The sequence below is a fragment of the Streptomyces sp. JLBT605 genome (assembly GCF_058215555.1).
This window is the reverse complement of sequence record NZ_CM177087.1, coordinates 4,956,658-4,972,339: the sequence shown is the minus strand read 5'-3', so window position 1 is coordinate 4,972,339 and position 15,682 is coordinate 4,956,658. Positions and strand designations below refer to the sequence as shown.

Genomic DNA, 15,682 nt, shown 5'->3' with positions numbered 1-15,682 from the left:
GGGTGTCGAACGGCAGCTTTCCCCCCACAACCCGCCGCCCGCGCGTCGCGCTCGTCACACTGGCCGTCCTGGTGCTCCTTGGCACCGCGGGCTGGCTGGTGTGGTCCGCGCTCGCCGGCGACGGCTCACCGGGCGACGACGATCACGCGGCCGGGCCACGGCACACCTCGACCCGCGGCCCGGGATCTTCCGGCAAGCCAAGCAATGGCGACAGCTCTGATGATTCCGGGAATTCCGGAAAAGACACAGCCGGAAAGAAAAGCCTCAAAGGCAAAGTCGTCGTGATCGATCCAGGTCACAATCCACACAATGGTGAACACGCGGCGGAGATCTCGCGTCAGGTCGACATCGGCACGGCGCACAAGGAGTGCGACACCGTCGGCGCCGCCACCAACTCCGGCTATGCCGAGGCGTCCTACACCCTCGATGTCTCACGCCGGGTCCGCGAACTACTCGAAGCGCGCGGCGCCGAAGTGGTCTTCACCCAGGACGGCGACCGGCCGTTCGGTCCCTGCGTGGACGAGCGCGCCCGGATCGGCAACCGGGCCCACGCGGACGCCGTCGTCTCCGTGCACGCGGACGGCGCGGGCGCCGGTGACCGCGGGTTCCATGTGATCGCCCCGGCTTTGGTACGAAGTGGTGACGCGGACACCTCGGCCATCGTCACCCCGTCGCGTAAGCTCGCAGCGCGGCTCATCAGCCACTTCGGCAAGGCCACGGACAGCAAGCCCGCCAACTATCTGGGCAAGGGCACCGGGTTGACCGTCCGCGACGACCTCGGCGGACTCAACCTCTCCACGGTTCCCAAAGTGTTCATCGAGTGCGGCAACATGCGCGATCCCGGGGACGCGGCGCTGCTGACCGACGCGAAGTGGCGCGATCGGGCAGCGCTGGGGATCGCCGAGGGCATTGCGGACTTCCTGAAAAGGTAGTTCCGCGGTCCTGACGAAACAGCAGCGTAACGGGGAGATACCGAGAGGACGACCGGACGGTCCCGCCGATAGATTCACCCGTACGATGGGGGACCACCCCCGCGCCCTCGCATCACGCGTCCGGCGAAGCGACATGATTTTCCAACGAGACCGACAAAGGACCATACGTTGAACATCCGCTCTCTCACTCGAGGCGACGGCGTGGTGATCGGAGCAGCGGTGTTGCTGTTCATCGCCTCGTTCCTGGACACCCTTGACTTTGAAGGCGGCGACGCCCCCACCGCCTGGGACAACGGCAACCTCCTGATGAGCGTGTACCTGGCCGGCATCATCGGCGCCGGGCTCATCGTGGCTGGCAGCGCCATGGGGCAGGGCCGCAAGATCGTCGGCCTCGACCTCGGGCAGTTCGGTATCGCCTTCACCGTCGCCGCCGCGTGGAGCTCGCTCGGCGCGCTGTTCGACACCGACCAGTCCTACAACATCCTCTTCGAGGGCGAGCTCGGGCGCGGCGATTCGCCCGACGCCGGTGCGGGCCTGATCCTCGGCCTGATCGCCGCCCTGGTCCTGGCCGCCGCCGCGGTCGCGACGCCGATCCTGCCCGCGCTCAAGGCCCCGCTGATGCCCGCCGGCGCCGGCGGGCCGAAGGCTCCCTACGGTGGCCCCGCCGCTCCGCAGCAGGGTGGTTACGGCTACCCGAACGCCCAGCAGCCCGCCGCCCCCTTCGGTGGCCAGCAGCAGCCCCCGTTCGGCGGTCAGCCCGGTGCCGGCGCCCCGGCGCCCGCCCCGGCGGCCGGCGGCTCCGCGGACTTCGCGCCGTTCTGGTTCGCGGTCCCGGTGGCCCGTCCGCTGTACGCCGAGGACGGCTCCTCCACCACCATCGCCGAGCTCGCCCCGGGCACCTGGTACCTCGCCGTCGAGCAGCGCGGTCAGGCGCTCGTCGCCCAGACCCAGGACGGCCGTCGCGGTGTCCTCCAGGACACCACCGGCATCCAGCGCGGCTGACACCCGACAGCCCGACGTCGCATCTGGACGCAGTCGCGGCCCCCGTCCGATCCGGACGGGGGCCGTTGCCATTCCCGGGCCCGGCCCGTACAGTCCCCTACCTCATCCGGCTTCTGACGGTCCGTCACCAAGCGGGAAGCGGGCGGGAGGGCATGGCATGCGGCTCGGTCTGGCACTCGGCTACTGGGGGCGCGGCCCGGACCCGCGCCATGTGGAACTCGCCCTGCGGGCCGAGCGGCTCGGCTACCACTCGGTGTGGACCGCCGAATCGTGGGGCTCCGACGCCTTCACCCCGCTCACCTGGATCGCCGCCCGGACGACCAGGATCCGGCTGGGCACGGCGGTGGCGCAGATGGCCGCGCGCGCTCCGACCGCCACCGCGATGCACGCCCTGACCCTGGACCATCTCTCAGGCGGGCGGATGCTGCTCGGGCTGGGCCTGTCCGGGCCGCAGGTCGTCGAGGGGTGGTACGGGCGCCCGTTTCCCGGCAGTCCGCTCACCGCGACCCGCGAGTACGTGGAGGTGGTCCGCCAGGTACTGCGCCGGGCGGGCCCGGTGCGGCTGGACGGCCGCTTCCACGCGCTCCCCTACCAGGGGGCCGACGGCACGGGGCTGGGCAAGCCGCTCAAGCCGATCACCCATCCGCTGCGGCCGCGGCTGCCGGTGCTGCTCGGCGCCGAGGGGCCCAGGAACATAAGCCAGACCGCCCGGATCGCCGATGGCTGGCTGCCGCTGTACTGGTCGCCGTCCCGCGCCGGGATGTACGCCCAGGCGCTGGCCGACGCCCCGGCGGGCTTCATGGTCGCGCCCCTGGTGCGGGCCCGGGTCTGCGAGGACGTCGCGGAGGGCTTGCGTCCGGTCAAGGCGATGCTGGGCTTCTACATCGGGGGCATGGGGCACAAGGCCCGTAACTTCCATGCCGACCTGATGGGCCGGATGGGCTACGAGGCCGAGGCGCACGAGGTCCAGCGGCTCTTCGGGCAGGGGCGGCGGGCCGAGGCGATCGAGGCGGTGCCGGACGCCTTCGCCGATGAGATCTCGCTGGTCGGCCCGCGCGAGCGGATCGCCGAACGGCTGGCGCTGTGGCGCGCGGGCCCGGTCACGGACCTGCTGGTCACCGCCCCGGACCCGGACACCCTGCGGGTGCTCGCCGAGCTCGTCTCCTGAACGGCGGTCATCGGTTTGCGACCGCCCGCGCTCAGCAGCAGCCCGACTCCAGGCCGGTGGGCAGTTGCTCGCCGCCGAAGACCGCGGTGGTGGCCTCGTCACCGCCGAGCGCGGCGACGGCCAGCAGCAGCGAACCGGCCGTCCAGGTGGTGCGCTCCTCGGGCCAGACCACGCCGTCGTCGAAGACGTACCCGGTCCAGTACATGCCGTCCTCGGCGCGCAGCCGCGGCTGGATCCACTGGAGGATGTCCACCGCGCGGTCGGATTCGCCCATCGCCCACAGAGCCAGGGCCAGTTCGCAGCTCTCGCCGCCGGTGACCCAGGGGTTGGGGATGACGCAGCGCACGCCGAGGCCGGGCACCACGAAGCGTTCCCAGCCCGCCTCGATGCGCTCCTTGGCTGCGGTGCCGGTGAGGGCGCCGCCCAGCACCGGGTAGTACCAGTCCATGGAGTAGCGGTCCTTGGGCAGGAACCGCTCGGGGTGGTGGCGGATGGCGTGCCCGAGCAGCCCGGTGGAGAGCTCCCAGTCGGGCTGCGGCTCCTCGCGGTGCTCGGCGATGGCCAGCGCGCAGCGCAGCGCCTGGTAGATGGAGGAGCTGCCGGTCAGCAGGGCGTCGGCGACGGGGGTGCCGTCGGCGTCGCGCCGCCAGCCGATCTGGCCGCCGGGCTGCTGGAGGGCGAGGACGAACTCGATGGCGCCGACGACGGTGGGCCACATCCGGTCCAGGAAGGCGTCGTCGCCGGTGGACAGGTAGTGGTGCCAGACACCGACCGCGATGTACGCGCAGAAGTTGGTCTCGCGTCCGGCGTCGGCGGGGTGTGCGGTGTCGACGCCGTCCGGGGTGTCCTGGTAGGCCGCGTACCAGGAGCCGTCCGGGTTCTGGTGGTCGGCGAGCCAGCGGTAGGCGGCCGCCGCGCGCTCGTGCTCGCCGGCCGCGTCGAGGGCCATGGCGGCCTCGATGTGGTCCCACGGGTCGAGGTGGTGGCCGCGGAACCACGGTATGGCGCCGTCGGCCCGCTGCACGGCGGCGATGCCCGCGACGGTGTGGGCGGCCTGCTCGGCGGTGAGGACGCCGGGCAGGGTGAGGCGCTCGGTGCGGCCGGTGCCGCGGGGGGCGGAGGTCACGCCGGCACCTGGCCGTCCGCGGAGGCGCTGTCGGCGGAGGTGCTGTCGGCGGCGGCGCTCTCGTCCAGGACCGGGCCGCGGTCCTCGTGCGGCTTCGTCGCGTACGCCACGAAGCTCTTGCCGATGAGGGGATTGAGGGCCTGTTCGGCGATCCGGGTGGCCAGCGGCTTCTTCATGATGTCCCAGACCAGCAGCTTGTGGTACGCGCGGACCGGCAGCGCCTTGTCGTTGTCGACACCGAAGGCGCACTTGAGCCACCAGTAGGGGCTGTGCAGGGCATGGGCGTGGTGGGTGCCGTACGGGCGCAGGCCGGCCTCGCGCATCTTGGCCAGCAGCTCATCGGCCCGGTAGATGCGGATGTGGCCGCCCTCGACCTCGTGGTAGGCGTCGGAGAGCGCCCAGCAGATCTTCTCCGGTCCGTAGCGGGGGACGGTGATGGCGATGCGGCCGCCGGGGCGCAGGACTCGGACCATCTCGGCGAGCACGCCCTTGTCGTCCGGGATGTGCTCCATCACCTCGGAGATGATCACGACGTCGAAGCTGTCGTCGGGGAAGGGCAGGGCGAGCGCGTCGCCCTCCATCGCGGTGGCGGTGGCGCCCTCGGGCGCCTCACCCGCCTCCTTCATCGCCGCGAACCACTTGGCGACCTCGCGGATCTCTTCGGCGTTGCGGTCGAGCGCGACGACTCGCGCGCCGCGCCGGTAGCACTCGAAGGCGTGCCGCCCCGCGCCGCACCCCAGATCGAGGACGCGGTCGCCTGGAGCGAGCGGGAAGCGGGAGAAGTCGACGGTCAGCAAGGGAATCTGCTTTCGTCCGGCGGATCGGGCTGGTGCCCTCGGCGGTGGCTGGGAGGGGCGGGGGTGGAGGTTCCGGTCCCGGGCGGGGTCCCGGGCCGGTCCGGGCTGGTCGCCGCGGGCTAGATGAGCTGTCGTGGGGATGCGGCCGGCGCGGGGACCGGGCTGCGGCGCGCGCCGCGCTGGGCGGCGATGGCGGCGCGGTAGTGCTCGGCGGTGCCGCGGGCGGCCTGCTCCCAGGTGAAGCGGGCCAGTACGCGCTCCCGCCCCGCCGCTCCGAGGCGGCGGCGCAGCGCGGCGTCGCCCAGCAGCCGGCCGAGGGCGGCGGCCAGCGCGCCCGCGTCGCCGGGCGGGACGGCCAGGCAGGTCTCGCCGTCCGGGCCGGCGACCTCGGGGATGGCGCCGCCGGTGGTGGCGACCAGCGGGGTGCCGGTGGCCATCGCCTCGGCGGCGGGCAGCGAGAAGCCTTCGTAGAGGGAGGGGACGCAGGCGATCTGGGCGCCGCGCACCAGGTCGACGAGGTCGGCGTCGCTGATGCCCTTGACGAACCGGACGGCGCCTTCGAGTCCGTACCGGTCGATGGCGGTGGCGACCGGGCCTTCCTCCGGCCGCTTGCCGACGACGACCAGATGGGCGTCGGGGTGCTCGGCGCGGACCTTGGCGAGCGCGTCGACGAGGTGGACCAGGCCTTTGAGGGGGACGTCGGCGCTGGAGGTGGTGACGATCCGGCCGGGCACCTCGGGGACGGTCGGGTCCGGCGAGAACAGCCGGGTGTCGGCGCCGATGGGCACCACGTGGATGCGGTCCGGGCGGACCGCGAGGTCGTCGATGATCTCCTTGCGGGAGGAGCCGGAGACGGTGAGCACCGAGGGCAGTCGCCCGGCGACGCGCTTCTGCATCCGGGTGAAGCCGTACCAGCGGCGGACGGAGAAGCGGCGCTTCCAGTCCGCGGCGGCGTCCAGCTCCAGCCGCCGGTCCACGGTGATGGGGTGGTGGATGGTGGTGACCAGCGGGAAGCCGATCCGGTCCAGGCCCAGCAGCCCGTAGCCGAGGGTCTGGTTGTCGTGGACGACGTCGAACTCACCACGGCGGGCGGCCAGGTGGCGGCGGGCGCGGAGGCTGAAGGTCAGCGGCTCGGGGAAGCCGCCGGTCCACATGGTGCCGACCTCCAGGAAGTCGACCCAGTCGCGGTACTCGCCGCGCCCTGGGGTCCGGAAGGGGTCGGGCTGCCGGTAGAGGTCGAGGCTGGGCAGCTCGGTGAGCGTCACACGGCCGTCGGTGCCGGCGTCGGTGTCCAGGACGGGATAGGGCTGGGCGCCTATGACCTCGACACGGTGGCCGAGCCGCGCCAGTTCGCGCGACAGATGGCGGACGTACACGCCCTGGCCGCCGCAGAACGGGTTCCCTTTGTAGGTGAGCAGCGCGATGCGCAGCGGCCTGTCGCCGGTCACTCGCGGCCCCCTTCTCGGTGCAGTTCAGCGGGAGCGTATCCGCAAGCAAACGGCTAGAACAAGTTTCACTTACGGATCGCTGGAGAAGTCTTGAAGATACCTGCCGCGCACCCGTCCACCCGGGGCGGGCCGGGTGATCCGCACCACTGCGGAGGAGCGCTGACGCCCTCGCGACGGGATCCCCTCCCAGCTGCGAAAACGGCGACCGAACCGGGGCCGCGGGCGTTAGCCTGGAACGAGTTTCAGTGACTCGCGCCACTAGGGCGGCCCTGCCATCATGCACGGTGTCCAAAGCCTGCCGACGGAACGCACCGAAGTAGGACAGATGACCGCAGACAGCAAGTCGGCCTCCTTGCAGCTGACCGAGCGGCAGGAAGCCCGCCGCCGCCGGATCCTGCACGTCAGCGCCCAGCTGGCCAGCCGGGGCGGCTTCGACGCGGTGCAGATGCGGGAGGTGGCCGAGAACTCGCACGTGGCGCTGGGCACCCTCTACCGGTACTTCCCGTCCAAGGTGCATCTGCTGGTCGCGACGATGCAGGACCAGCTCCAGCAGATGCACGAGACGCTGCGCAAGCGGCCGCCGACCGAGCCGGACCCGGCCGCCCGGGTCGCCCAGACGCTGATGCGCGCCTTCCGCGCGCTCCAGCGGGAGCCGCAGCTGGCGGACGCGATGGTGCGGGCGCTGACCTTCGCCGACCGCTCGGTCAGCCCGGAGGTGGACACGGTCTCCCGGCTGACCACCGCGATCATCCTGGACGCGATGGGGCTGAAGGCCCCGCCGACCGCCGAGCAGTTGTCCGCCGTCCGGGTCATCGAGCACACCTGGCACTCGGCCCTGATCACCTGGCTCTCGGGGCGGGCCTCGATCGCCCAGGTCAAGATCGACATCGAGACGGTCTGCCGGCTCATCGACGTCACCACGCCGCGCGAACCGGCGGCCGGCGCACCGCGCGAGCAGGCCGCCGGCGGGCGGGCCGGGCGGTCGGTCGCGCCCGGCGGCTGAGGCGCACCCGGCGGCTGAGGCCCGCCCTCGGCTGCCGCCGCTCACTCCTCCGACGGGAACACCGCCTCCCCGCCGCCCGCCAGCCGGAGCGCGATCGCCTCGACCGGGCAGCCCTCCGCCGCCGCCAGCACCGCGTCGGAGCCCTCGACCTCCGGTTCGACGGGCCGGGACTGACGGGCCGCGTCGAGCCGGAACGCCCGCGGCGCGGTGGCCGCGCACATCCCCGAGCCGACGCACAGCCGGCGGTCGACCTCCACTTCCCAGCGGTCCGCCACCGGGTCAGCCCTCCCACCCGGCGGGCAGGTGGATGGTCTTGGGCTCCAGATAGGAGGCGAACCCCTCCGGCCCGAACTCGCGCCCGAGACCGGAGTTCTTGAAGCCGCCGAACGGCCCGAGCATGTCGAGACTGAAGGTGTTGACCGAGAAGGTGCCGGTGCGGATCCGGCGGGCGATGTCGATGCCGCGTTCCACGTCCGCGGTCCACACGCTGCCCGACAGCCCGTAGTCGGAGTCGTCGGCGATGCGCACCGCCTCCTTCTCGGTCTCGTACGGCAGCAGGCAGATCACCGGGCCGAAGATCTCCTCCCGGGCGATCCGCATGTCGTTGCCGACGTCCGCGAAGAGCGTCGGCTCGACGTACCAGCCGGTCGCCGGGGAGGCGGGGCGGCCGCCGCCGGTGAGCACCTTGGCGCCCTCCCGCTGCCCGATGCCGATGTAGTCGAGCGATCGCTGCTGCTGGCGGCGGGCGACCAGCGGGCCGACCTCGGTGGCGGGGTCGAGCGGGTCGCCGACGACCAGGGCGGAGGCGGCGGCGGTGAGCCGTTCGGCTATCTCGTCGTAGTGGCTGCGCGGCGCGAGGATGCGGGTCAGCGCCACGCACGCCTGGCCGTTGTTCATCCAGGCGTTGGGGACGATGCCGGCGACCGCCGCGTCCAGGTCGGCGTCCGGCAGGATGACCGCGGCCGACTTTCCGCCCAGCTCCAGGGTGACCCGGGTCAGCCGGCGCGCGGCGACCTCCATGACGCGCCGGCCGGCCGCGACCGATCCGGTGAAGGACACCTTGTCCACCCCCGGGTGCCCGACCAGGTACTCACTGGTCTCGCGGTCGGCCGGGAGGATGGAGAGCACACCCTCGGGCAGCCCGGCCTCGGCGGCGATCTCGCCGAGCAGATACGAGTCGAGCGGGGCCTCCGGGGAGGGCTTGAGAATCACCGGGCATCCGGTCAGCAGCGCGGGCGCGAGCTTGGCCGCGGCCACGAACTGCGGGGCGTTCCACGGCACCACGGCCGCCACCACCCCGACCGGCTCGCGCCGCACCAGCAGCGGGCCCAGGATGCCGGGGCGCCGCTCCTCGTAGACCGCGTCGCGGGCCACGGCCAGGGCCGCCTCCCACACCAGCATCGCGCCGAGCCCCTGGCCGAGCACGCTCCATGAGCAGGGGCTGCCGTTCTGCGCGCTGATGGTCCGCGCGATCTCCTCGTGGCGGGCCGCGACGGCGTCCTTGACGCGGGTGACGACCGCGATGCGCTCCGCCGGGCTCATCCGCGGCCAAGGCCCGGCATCGAAGGCGGCGCGCGCCGCCGCGACCGCCCGGTCGACGTCCTCGGGCGTGGCGTGCGGCACCCGCCCGATGACCGCCTCGGTGTGCGGCGAGACGACCTCGATGGTGTCCTGACCGGCCGGGTCGACCAGCGTGCCGCCGATGTAGAGCTGTCGGTACTCGATGGGGTCGCTCATGCCCGATGCCTCCCGGGGGCTCGGCGCGGGGCAGCGCTCCGACTATCTGACGCTGCATCAGAAAACTGGATACCAGTTCGCACCCCGGCGGGCAATGCGCCCGACACCCCGCCACAGCCCAGCCCGGCCCGTCCTCGCCCCGGCCGTGGCGAGGCCCACGCGCCCGGCGCCGGGCGATCCGGTGGCCGCCGGTTAAGGTGTCCGTGCACAACTTCATCTTCACCGTGACCGATCGGGGAAAGCCGGTGCAATTCCGGCGCTGACCCGCAACCGTGAGTACGGCTCGTGCCCTCGGCGGGCCCGCGACCGTACGAGCCGGAGCACCCGCTCGGCCACGACGAAGGCTCCCGCACCGGTCGCCCGGTGCGCGGCACCGTCGAGGTCTACGGAGCGGAGCCCGGTGCCCTCGCGTACGCCAGGCGCGCGCGGGTGGACGGCCGCGCCCCGCTGTGTACCGCCCACCGCAGACTCTTCCACCGAGAGGCACCGTCCCATGAACGCACGCCGCAGCGCCGCGGCTCTCGCTGTCTCCGTCGTCCTGGGCATGACCGCCGCCCCCGCCGCGCTGGCCGACGAGGCGCCCCCGAAGACGCCCAAGCCGCAGGCGTCCGCCCTGCCGAACGGGCTGTACGGGAGCCAGGACCCCCAGTACGACGGCGTCTGGCGGCAGTCGCTGGCGCTGCTGGCGCAGAAGTCGGTGGGCGCCACCCCGCCGGCGGCGGCCGTCGACTGGCTGACCGGGCAGCAGTGCGCGGACGGCGGTTTCGCCGCCTACCGCGCCGAGACCTCCACCCCGTGCGAGCCGAAGAAGGGCGAGTTCAGCGACGCCACCGCGGCCGCGGTGCAGGCGCTCGCCGCGGTCGGCGGCCACGGCGCCTCGGTGGAGAAGGGCATCGGCTGGCTGAAGCGGCAGCAGAACGACGACGGCGGCTGGGGCATGAACCCGGGCAGCCCGAGCGACGCCAACTCCACCGCGGCCGTCATCGGCGCGTTCGCCGCCACCGGCGAGGACCCGGCGAAGGTCACCTCCGCGCGCGGCTCCAAGACTCCGTACGACGCGCTGCTCGGCCTCCAGCTCGGCTGCGACGCCAAGAAGGACGAGCGGGGCGCCTTCACGTACCAGCTCCAGAAGGGCAAGCCGGTCGTCGCCAACGACCTGGCCACCTCCGCCGCCGCGCTCGCCGCCACCGGCAAGGGCTTCCTCTTCGAGCCGGTCGGCAAGGGGGAGGACGAGGCGGTCGAGCCGCTGGACTGCGGCAAGGACGACGACGCCAAGGGCAAGCGCGAGCGGGACGACGCAGGCGAGGCCGCGGCCGCGTATCTCTCCGCGACCATGGCCGGCCACGGCCGGCACCTGAACTCCAGCATGCCGGGCCAGGAGAAGCAGGCCGACGTCGGCGGCACCGCGGACGCCGTCCTCGCGCTGGCCGCCGGCGGCCACCGGGAGGCCGCCGCCAAGCCGCTGAGCTGGCTTCAGGGCAACGACAGCTCCGCGCTGACCTGGGCCAAGGACCAGCCGGCCGCCCTCGCCAAGCTGATCCTCGCCAGCCGTGCGGCCGGCGCGGACCCGCGGGACTTCGGCGGCACGGACCTGCTGAGCAAGCTGTCCGCCACCGGCCCGGCGGCCAAGGCGCCGTCGGACACGCCCGGCGAGACCCAGCGGGAGCAGGACAAGAAGGACGACAAGGACGAGAAGGACGACGACGGCGGCCTGAACGTCTGGTGGATCGTCGGCGTGGGCGCGGTCGCGGGCATCGGGATCGGCTTCCTGCTGAGCGGCCGGAAGAAGCAGCAGCACTGATGAGGCTCCGGTCCACCGCCCGGCCGGCCGCCACCCGGCGGCCGGCCACGGCCATATCCGCCCCTCCCCGCCCTCTCCCCCCTCTCCGGCTTGCCGGCGCTCTGCTGGCCGGGCTGCTGCTCGCGCTGGGCGCCGCCCCCGCACACGCGGACGGCTACCGCTACTGGTCCTTCTGGGAGCGGGACGGCGACCAGTGGACGTACGCCACCCAGGGCCCGGCGACCGCCCGGCCCGATGACGGCGACACCATCGGCTTCCGGTACGCCGTCAGCGAGGACTCGCGGAACGCGGTGCGGCCGCGCGGCACCACCAACTTCGCCACGGTCTGCGCGGGCACGCCCGCCGAGGACGGCCGCAAGCGGATCGCGGTGGTCGTCGACTTCGGCACCGCCGCCGACGCGGCCGACGGCCGCACCCCGCCGCGGGCCCGTACCGCCTGTGCGCGGGTCCGCGGCAGTGCCAGCGCCGCCGACGCGCTCGCGGCCGTCGCCAAGCCGCTGCGCTACAACTCCTCCGCGCTGCTCTGCGCCATCAGCGGCTACCCCGAGTCCGGCTGCGCCGAGAGCGTGGCGGGCTCCTCGGGCGGCAGCGGTGGGAAGCGGACCGATCCGGAATCCGCCGACCGGTCCACCGCGGGCGGGGACGCGAACGGCGGGGACGAAGGCCCGTCGGCCGGTCTCATCGGCGGCGTCGCCGCCGTCGTCGCACTCGGTGCCGCCGCCGGCTGGCAGGCCCGCCGACGCCGCCGATGAGCGGCGAGGAAGCGCGCCTGCCGTTTGGCCCACGGGGCCATGGCGGCGACCCGGCGGCGGAGCACTCCGCAGTCTCGGCGCGGTCCATCCCACCCGCGCGGCCCGGGGTGTTCCGGCGCGCGAGTGCGGTCGGGGCGCGGCTGCGCGCACCCGGGGCCTCGCGGCGGGGGGCGCTGCATGCCGGGGCCTGGTGGCTGTGGGCGCTGGGGCTCGCGACCGCCGCCTCACGGACCACCAATCCGCTGCTGCTCGGGCTGCTGATCGGTGTCGCCGGCTATGTGGTGGCGGCCCGCCGCACCGACGCGCCGTGGGCCCGGTCCTACGGCGCGTTCCTCAGGCTCGGCCTGGCGGTGCTGGCGATCCGGCTGTTCTTCGCGGTCTTCCTCGGCTCGCCCATCCCCGGCACCCGCGTGCTGGTCACCCTCCCCGAAGTGCCGCTGCCGGACTGGGCCCAGGGGGTGCGCATCGGCGGCGCGGTGACCGCCGAGGGGCTGGCCTTCGCCCTGTGCGACGGGCTGAAGCTGGCCACCCTGCTGATCTGCGTCGGCGCGGCGAACGCGCTGGCCAACCCGGCCCGGCTGCTCAAGTCGCTGCCCGGCGCGCTCTACGAGGCCGGGGTCGCGGTGGTGGTGGCGCTGACCTTCGCGCCGCACCTGGTCACCGATGTGCAGCGGCTGCGCGCGGCCCGCCGGCTGCGCGGCCGTCCGGACCGGGGCATGAAGGCGCTGCTCCAGGTCGGGCTGCCGGTGCTGGAGGGTGCGCTGGAGCGGTCCGTGGCGCTGGCGGCGGCAATGGACGCGCGCGGCTACGGCCGCACCGCCCAGGTCCCGGCGGCCGTCCGGCACACCACCACGGCACTCACCCTGGGCGGTCTGCTCGGGGTGTGCGCCGGAACATACGGGCTGCTGGCGGCCGAGGGGGCGGGGTTCGGCCTGCCGGTGCTGCTGGCCGGGCTCGCCGCCGCGCTGGGCGGACTCTTCCTCGGCCGCCGGCGCTCGGTGCGCAGCCGCTACCGGCCGGACCGGTGGGGCGTGCGGGCCTGGCTGGTGTCCGGTTCGGGGGCCGCGGTCGGGGCGCTGATGATCTGGGCGTCCGACTACGCGCCGGGGGCCCTGCAGCCACCCGCGGTGCCGCTGACCGCACCGACGCTGCCGCTGTGGCCCGCGGCGTCGATCCTGCTCGGCCTGGTGCCCGCGTTCGTCGCCCCGGCCCCGCCCCGGACGTCCTCCCCTGGCCCGGCCGCGCGCCGCACGTCCTCCCCCCGCCCGGCCCCGCGCCGCGGCGCCGCTCCCCGCCCGGCCGGCCGGCCCGCGATGGACCCGAAGGAGCCCAGCCAGTGATCCGCTTCGAGCAGGTGTCGGTGACCTACGCCGATGCCGCCTCCCCCGCGCTCGCGGACGTGGACCTGACCGTCCCGGAGGGCGAGCTGTGCCTGCTGGTCGGCCCGTCCGGCGTGGGTAAGTCGACGCTGCTGGGGGCGGTCAGCGGCCTGGTCCCGCACTTCACCGGCGGCACGCTGCGGGGCAGGGTCACCGTCGCGGGCCGCGACACCCGCACCCACCGCCCCCGGGAACTCGCCGATGTGGTCGGCACCGTGGGTCAGGACCCGCTGGCGCACTTCGTCACCGACACCGTCGAGGACGAGCTCGCCTACGGCATGGAGTCGCTGGGCCTGCCCGGTGACACCATGCGCCGCCGGGTCGAGGAGACCCTCGACCTGCTGGGCCTGGCCGAACTGCGGGACCGGCCCATCGCCGCCCTCTCCGGCGGGCAGCAGCAGCGGGTCGCGATCGGCTCCGTGCTCACCACCCACCCGCGTGTGCTGGTCCTCGACGAGCCGACCTCCGCGCTGGACCCGGCGGCGGCCGAGGAGGTGCTGGCCGTGCTCCAGCGGCTGGTGCACGACCTGGGGACGACCGTGCTGATGGCCGAGCACCGGCTGGAGCGGGTGGTGCAGTACGCGGACCGGGTGGTGCTGCTGCCCGGGCCCGGCCAGGCCCCGGTGACCGGCGACCCGGCCGAGCTGATGGCCGTCTCCCCGGTGCATCCGCCGGTGGTCGCGCTGGGCCGGCTGGCGGGCTGGTCACCGCTGCCGCTCTCGGTGCGGGACGCGCGCCGCAAGGCGGCCGCGCTGCGGGAGCGGCTCGCCGAGCGGGTCCCGGCGGCGCGGCCCGCGCCCGCGGCCGGGAACCCGGTGGCCGAGGCGGCCGCGCTGTCCGTGCGGCGGGACCGCACCGAGGTGCTGCACGACATCCGGCTGACGGTGCACGCCGGCGAGACGGTGGCGCTGATGGGCCGCAACGGAGCGGGCAAGTCGACCCTGCTCTCCGCGTTCGTCGGGCTGCACGAACCCGCCTTGGGGACGGTACGGGTCCGTGGCGCCGAGCCGCACCGCACCGCCCCGGCCGAACTCCTCCACCATGTGGGGCTGGTGCCGCAGGACCCGCGCGACCTGCTGTACGCGGACACCGTCGCGGCCGAGTGCGCGGCGGCGGACCAGGACGCGGGCGCGGAGCCGGGCCGCTGCCGGGAGCTGGTGCGCAGGCTGCTGCCGGACGTGACCGGGGATGCCCATCCGCGTGACCTGTCGGAGGGGCAGCGGCTGGCCCTCGCGCTGTCGGTGGTCCTCACCGCCCGTCCGCCGCTGATCCTGCTGGACGAGCCGACCCGGGGCCTGGACTACGCCGCGAAGGCCCGGCTGGCCGAGGTGCTGCGCGAGCTGGCGGCCGACGGCCATGCGATCGTGCTGGCCACCCATGATGTGGAACTGGCCGCAGAGCTGGCGCACCGGGTGGTGGTGCTGGCCGACGGCGAGGTGGTGGCGGACGGGCCGACCGCCGAGGTCGTGGTCTCCTCCCCCGCCTTCGCCCCGCAGGTCGCCAAAGTGCTGGCGCCGCTGCCCTGGCTGACGGTGCCGCAGGTGCGCCAGGCGCTGGAGGGTGCCTGATGGGTCGCCGTGAGGACCGGACGCCCGCTGGGGGTAGCGGCGTGACCGGGCGGCAGGTGCGGGCGGTGCGGCTGGGTCCGCGATCGGTCGCCGCGCTGCTGGTGGTGTCGGCCATCGGCGTGATGGCCTTCGGCTGGCCGCTGCTGGCCGCGCCCGACTCCGGACTGGCGCACTCCGCCGACGCGCCCTGGCTGTTCGCGGCACTGCTGCCGCTGCTGCTGGCAGTGGTGGTCGCGGCGATCGCGGACGGTGGCCTGGACGCGAAGGCGGTGGCGATGCTGGGGGTGCTGGCCGCCGCGGGCGCGGCGTTGCGGCCGCTGGGCGGGGGCACCGCGGGCATCGAGCCGATGTTCTTCCTGATGGTGCTCTCCGGCCGGGTGCTGGGCCCGGGCTTCGGTTTCGTGCTCGGCGCGGTGGCGATGTTCGCCTCCGCCCTGCTGACCGGCGGGGTGGGCCCCTGGATGCCGTTCCAGATGCTGGCCATGGGCTGGGTGTCGATGGGCGCGGGCCTGCTGCCGGGCAAGGACCAGCTTCGCGGGCGCGGCGAGTTGCTGATGGTGGCCGGCTACGGCGCGATCGCCTCGGTGCTGTACGGCACGGTCATGAACCTCCAGGGCTGGCCGTACCTGGGGCAGCTGACGGCCAGTGTCTCCTTCGTCCCCGGCGATCCGCTGACGGACAATCTGGCCCGCTTCGCCGCCTACTGCCTGGCCACCTCGATGGGCTGGGACCTGCCCCGCGCGCTGGTCACGGTGGTGCTCACGCTCACCCTCGGCGGCCCGGTCCTCAAGGCGCTGCGCCGCGCCACCCGGCGGGCCGCCTTCGACGCGCCGGTGGCCTTCACGGACTGACGGCCCGTAACGCCTCCCCGGCCTGCCCCGCCTCCCGGCTTCCTGGATGAGCGGCCCGGCCCTCGGATGAGCTGAGCTGAGCGGACGCGCCCGGGGACCTCGTACGTGTGAAGCCGGC

Annotated in this window: 14 protein-coding genes and 1 riboswitch; of the genes, 9 read left to right on the top strand and 5 right to left on the bottom strand. The window is 74.1% G+C overall.

Going from position 1 to position 15,682, the window contains the following annotated elements:
- Positions 1 to 2: 2 nt before the first annotated feature.
- The 3 genes from AC4BDD_RS21670 (at position 3) to AC4BDD_RS21660 (ending at position 3,102) form a co-directional block, all read left to right on the top strand.
- Positions 3 to 932 carry an N-acetylmuramoyl-L-alanine amidase gene (locus AC4BDD_RS21670; protein ID WP_490687118.1) on the top strand — a complete coding sequence of 310 codons (930 nt, stop codon included), beginning with the start codon at positions 3 to 5 and terminating at the stop codon, positions 930 to 932.
- Positions 933 to 1,100: 168 nt separating this feature from the next.
- The gene (locus AC4BDD_RS21665) at positions 1,101 to 1,934 is read left to right on the top strand and encodes a hypothetical protein (protein ID WP_490687117.1); all 834 of its coding nucleotides are present in this window, start codon (positions 1,101 to 1,103) and stop codon (positions 1,932 to 1,934) included.
- 157 nt (positions 1,935 to 2,091) lie between these two features.
- Positions 2,092 to 3,102 (top strand): LLM class F420-dependent oxidoreductase, encoded by a 1,011-nt coding sequence (locus AC4BDD_RS21660; protein ID WP_490687116.1) that lies wholly within the window; start codon positions 2,092 to 2,094, stop codon positions 3,100 to 3,102.
- Positions 3,103 to 3,133: 31 nt separating this feature from the next.
- Here AC4BDD_RS21660 and AC4BDD_RS21655 read toward each other — a convergent pair whose 3' ends face one another.
- From AC4BDD_RS21655 to AC4BDD_RS21645, 3 genes are all read right to left on the bottom strand, one after another.
- Positions 3,134 to 4,228, bottom strand: a complete 1,095-nt coding sequence (locus AC4BDD_RS21655) for a prenyltransferase/squalene oxidase repeat-containing protein (protein WP_490687115.1) — start codon at positions 4,226 to 4,228, stop codon at positions 3,134 to 3,136.
- Positions 4,225 to 5,025 (bottom strand): class I SAM-dependent methyltransferase, encoded by an 801-nt coding sequence (locus AC4BDD_RS21650; RefSeq protein WP_490687114.1) that lies wholly within the window; start codon positions 5,023 to 5,025, stop codon positions 4,225 to 4,227. The genes AC4BDD_RS21655 and AC4BDD_RS21650 overlap by 4 nt, the downstream gene beginning before the upstream one ends.
- 119 nt (positions 5,026 to 5,144) lie before the next feature.
- Positions 5,145 to 6,473, bottom strand: a complete 1,329-nt coding sequence (locus AC4BDD_RS21645) for a glycosyltransferase family 4 protein (protein WP_490687113.1) — start codon at positions 6,471 to 6,473, stop codon at positions 5,145 to 5,147.
- Between the two features lie 325 nt (positions 6,474 to 6,798).
- Between AC4BDD_RS21645 and AC4BDD_RS21640 the strand changes: the two genes are divergently transcribed.
- Positions 6,799 to 7,476: a TetR family transcriptional regulator gene (locus tag AC4BDD_RS21640; protein ID WP_490687112.1), complete on the top strand. Its 678-nt coding sequence runs from the start codon at positions 6,799 to 6,801 to the stop codon at positions 7,474 to 7,476.
- Positions 7,477 to 7,517: 41 nt separating this feature from the next.
- On the opposite strand, the gene AC4BDD_RS21635 is transcribed toward AC4BDD_RS21640, so the two are convergent.
- Positions 7,518 to 7,751 (bottom strand): ferredoxin, encoded by a 234-nt coding sequence (locus tag AC4BDD_RS21635; RefSeq protein WP_490687111.1) that lies wholly within the window; start codon positions 7,749 to 7,751, stop codon positions 7,518 to 7,520.
- Positions 7,752 to 7,755: 4 nt separating this feature from the next.
- Complete coding sequence (locus AC4BDD_RS21630) at positions 7,756 to 9,213, bottom strand: aldehyde dehydrogenase (protein ID WP_490687110.1); 1,458 nt, start codon at positions 9,211 to 9,213, stop codon at positions 7,756 to 7,758.
- Positions 9,214 to 9,404: 191 nt separating this feature from the next.
- Positions 9,405 to 9,559: riboswitch (cobalamin riboswitch) on the top strand.
- 147 nt (positions 9,560 to 9,706) lie between these two features.
- Between AC4BDD_RS21630 and AC4BDD_RS21625 the strand changes: the two genes are divergently transcribed.
- The 5 genes from AC4BDD_RS21625 to AC4BDD_RS21605 all read left to right on the top strand — a co-directional run bounded on the left by AC4BDD_RS21625 (position 9,707) and on the right by AC4BDD_RS21605 (position 15,564).
- On the top strand, positions 9,707 to 11,014 hold the full coding sequence (locus AC4BDD_RS21625) for an SCO2321 family membrane protein (protein ID WP_490687109.1): 1,308 nt from the start codon (positions 9,707 to 9,709) through the stop codon (positions 11,012 to 11,014).
- On the top strand, positions 11,014 to 11,766 hold the full coding sequence (locus AC4BDD_RS21620) for an SCO2322 family protein (RefSeq protein ID WP_490687108.1): 753 nt from the start codon (positions 11,014 to 11,016) through the stop codon (positions 11,764 to 11,766). The genes AC4BDD_RS21625 and AC4BDD_RS21620 overlap by 1 nt, the downstream gene beginning before the upstream one ends.
- 140 nt (positions 11,767 to 11,906) lie before the next feature.
- A complete protein-coding gene (locus AC4BDD_RS21615) occupies positions 11,907 to 13,106 on the top strand; it encodes an energy-coupling factor transporter transmembrane component T (RefSeq protein ID WP_490691878.1) in 1,200 nt (399 codons plus the stop codon).
- Positions 13,103 to 14,713 (top strand): ABC transporter ATP-binding protein, encoded by a 1,611-nt coding sequence (locus AC4BDD_RS21610; RefSeq protein ID WP_490687107.1) that lies wholly within the window; start codon positions 13,103 to 13,105, stop codon positions 14,711 to 14,713. Before AC4BDD_RS21615 ends, AC4BDD_RS21610 begins: the two co-directional genes overlap by 4 nt.
- Positions 14,713 to 15,564 carry an ECF transporter S component gene (locus tag AC4BDD_RS21605; RefSeq protein WP_490687106.1) on the top strand — a complete coding sequence of 284 codons (852 nt, stop codon included), beginning with the start codon at positions 14,713 to 14,715 and terminating at the stop codon, positions 15,562 to 15,564. The genes AC4BDD_RS21610 and AC4BDD_RS21605 overlap by 1 nt, the downstream gene beginning before the upstream one ends.
- Positions 15,565 to 15,682 lie beyond the last annotated feature (118 nt).